Raw genomic sequence first — 3,250 nt, forward strand, 5'->3', positions numbered from 1 at the left:
GGTCCGCGGAGGTACGTCGACCGGATCTGTGGTCAAGAGTGGCGGAGAGCAGCACGTGTTGAGCGGTACCGTAACCGCTGCGACGATCGAAGCCGGCGGCTATCAGGACGTGCGCGCCGGCGCAACCGCGACCGATACCCTGCTCTACGGTTTCGGGCAGGTCTACGCTAACGGCACCTCCGCCCACACCACGATCAAGGCTGGCGGACAGCAGTCCGTTGCCGCCGGCGGCCGCGACGTCAACTCGACGATCGACGGCGGAACGCAATATCTGAGCGGAACGGCGACGGGCACGACGGTGGGCGCCGGCGGCAATCAATACGACTACGGCACGGCAAACGGCGTCCTCGTCGCGAGTGGCGGCGCACAACACGTCTATCAGGGCGGTAGCGCCGATGCCACGACGGTTGCGGCCGGTGGCTACCAGGATGTTTACCAAGGGACCGTCACCAACACCGTGCTCGACGGCAATCAGCAGGTGCTCGGCAACGGCCATGCCGCCGGCACCACCATCAATGCCGGTGGGCGGCAATATGTCGGCTCCGGTGGTGCGACAACGGGCACGACGATCGCAGCCGACGGCTTCCAGTATGTGGACGCGGGCGCGACCGACGGCAGCGCGACGATCAATGGCGGCTATCAGTTCGTCGCAGGTGCTGCGACCGCCGCGACCGTCAGCGGCGGTGGCGAGCAGGAAGTGGGGGCGGGCGGCATCGCCTCGAACTCGCATCTGGACGGTGGCAGCGAGCACGTCTACGCCGGCGGCCTGCTCCAGAACGTCGACTTCGGCGGCTCCGACGGCGCAACGCTGGTGCTGGACGTGCCGTCCGGTCTCGCCGGCGCGATCGCCAATTTCGGCGCCGACGACCACATCGACTTCCGCAACACCGTGATCAGCAGCGTCGATGTCGACAGCTCGAACAATCTGACGGTCACGACCGACGGCGGCCAGAGCTACTCCTGGGCTCTGCTGGCGCAATACGCGGCCTCGTCCTTCGCGCTGTCGGCCGACGGCAATGGCGGCACTGTGCTGAGCTACACGCCGCCCCAGCAGACGTTGCTCGCGGCCGCTCACTAAGGCAGGCAAACCAAGACGAACGGGCATCGGCTTCCACGGCCGGTGCCCGTTCAAATTGACCTCAGCGGCACTCTCGCATAGATCGTGTGGCGACTGTGCGAGGGGCCATGCGGTTTCTGACGACCTTCCAGATTGCTGATTTCGCCGACACGCTGGTCAGCCTGTTCACGGCCTTCGTGCTGGGCACGCTGATCGGCGCCGAGCGGCAATACCGGCAGCGCACCGCGGGCCTGCGCACCAACGTGCTGGTTGCGGTCGGCGCCGCTGCCTTCGTCGATCTCGCCATGCATCTGACGGGTGCCGACGGCGCGGTCCGGGTGATCTCCTATGTCGTGTCCGGCATCGGCTTCCTCGGCGCCGGTGTCATCATGAAGCAGGGCATGGACGTGCGCGGGCTCAACACCGCGGCGACGCTGTGGGCCTCGGCGGCGGTCGGCTCCTGCGCCGGCGCCGACATGGTCGCGCAGGCGGCCGCGCTCACCGTGTTCGTCATCGCCGGCAACACCATGCTGCGTCCGCTGGTCAATGCCATCAACCGCATCCCGCTGAACGAGAAGGCGTCGGAGGCGACCTACTATTTCAAGCTCGCGGTCGCGCCGGACGCCCTGCCCGACATGCGCGACCGGCTCGTCGAGAAGCTCGAGGGCGCAAAATATCCGGTGGCCGATATCGACGTGGTCGAGACCGGGGACGATCTGATCGAGATCGTCGCAAAGCTGGTCGCGACCGCGGTCGATCCGAACGAGCTGAATGCGGTGGCGACCGATCTCCAGCACCTGCCGGGCGTGCGCCACGCCACCTGGGAAGTCAGCACGACGGATTGAGCGCGGCGTTTTGGCACGCGAACGGGCGGTTCCCGGCTTCCGGCGTAAGGAACCGCCGTCCGCGAATTTCGTTGATCCTGCCAACCATTGGTGGTGATCAACATGCCCGGCCAATATGACAAGCGCGGATTTCGACGAGATATCCTGATCGCCTGCTCGCTGTTTGCGGCAGGCATCGTGGTCTCGGGCCTCTCGCTGGCGCAAATCCGCGCTGAGAGCCGGATGCAGACGGCGCAGGCGACGGGGCCGCTCCAGGGCACGCCATCCGACGATCAGAACAAGACGCCCGCGGAAGCCAAGCCCGGCGGCGACCGGCCGACCACGCCGGCCCCCGAGCCCGCGCGCCCCGAACCGCAAACGCAAGGCGCGGCCACCAAGCCGGCGCTGCCGCAGGCGCCGGCCGAGAAGATCGCGCCGCCGATGAAGGAGAAGTAGTTCGGCGGCTAGCGCATTGTGACGCGCATTTGACCTCGCCTCTGCCGGCGGCCCGATCCATAATCCGTCGCGCCAACGACAGATGGGGCCTCCCATGAAGATCGAAGACGTCCGCCGCACCGCCTATTCGATGCCGCTCACCAACCCGTCATTCCCGCCGGGGCCATATCGCTTCTTCGACCGCGAATACTTCATCATCACCTACAGGACCGATCCCGAAGCCCTCGCCGCCATCGTGCCCGAGCCGCTTGAGGTGGCGGAGCCGCTGGTGAAATACGAATTCATTCGCATGCCCGACTCGACCGGCTTCGGCGACTACACGGAAACCGGGCAGGTGATCCCGGTCCGCTTCAAGGGCGAGGAGGGCGGCTACACCCACGCGATGTATCTGGACGACGAGGCCCCGATCGCCGGCGGCCGCGAGCTGTGGGGCTTTCCGAAGAAGCTTGCAAGGCCCAAGATCGAGGTCGAGAGCGACGTCCTGGTCGGCTCGCTGCATTACGGCTCGGTCCTCTGCGCTTCGGCCACGATGGGTTACAAGCACCGCAAGGTCGACCACGACGCGGTGCTGAAGTCGATGGCGACGCCGAACTTCATCCTGAAGATCATCCCGCATGTCGACGGCAGCCCGCGGATCTGCGAGCTGGTGCGTTTTTATCTCGATGACGTCGTGCTGAAGGAAGCATGGACCGGCCCTGCTGCACTCGGCCTGTTTCCCCACGCACTCTGCGACGTCGCCCGCCTGCCGGTGCGCGAGGTGGTCTCGGCGCTGCATTTCAAAGCGGACCTGACGCTCGGGCTCGGCAGCGTGGCGTTCGATTACCTGGCCAAGTAATCTGGCGAAGTAACAAGGCGAGGTAGGCCGCGAAACGAGATGCCCGGCGCGAGGCCGGGCATCATGATCGGTCAGGCG

General features: G+C 66.4%; 4 protein-coding genes. All 4 read left to right on the plus strand.

Annotation, left to right across the window (positions count from 1 at the left end; translation table 11 throughout):
* Positions 1 to 1,078: AIDA repeat-containing protein (locus tag ACXJL8_RS37340; RefSeq protein WP_456686645.1), on the plus strand; the 1,078-nt coding region annotated here is incomplete at its 5' end.
* Positions 1,079 to 1,185: 107 nt separating this feature from the next.
* A complete protein-coding gene (locus ACXJL8_RS37345; protein ID WP_314952911.1) occupies positions 1,186 to 1,902 on the plus strand; it encodes an MgtC/SapB family protein in 717 nt (238 codons plus the stop codon).
* 102 nt (positions 1,903 to 2,004) lie between these two features.
* Entirely contained in the window at positions 2,005 to 2,337 is a 333-nt protein-coding gene (locus ACXJL8_RS37350; RefSeq protein WP_456617384.1) for a hypothetical protein, read from the plus strand.
* A 94-nt stretch (positions 2,338 to 2,431) separates the two neighbouring features.
* On the plus strand, positions 2,432 to 3,172 hold the full coding sequence (locus ACXJL8_RS37355; protein ID WP_456617385.1) for an acetoacetate decarboxylase: 741 nt from the start codon (positions 2,432 to 2,434) through the stop codon (positions 3,170 to 3,172).
* The last annotated feature ends 78 nt before the right edge of the window (positions 3,173 to 3,250 follow it).

This window comes from Bradyrhizobium sp. P5_C11_2, assembly GCF_054049755.1.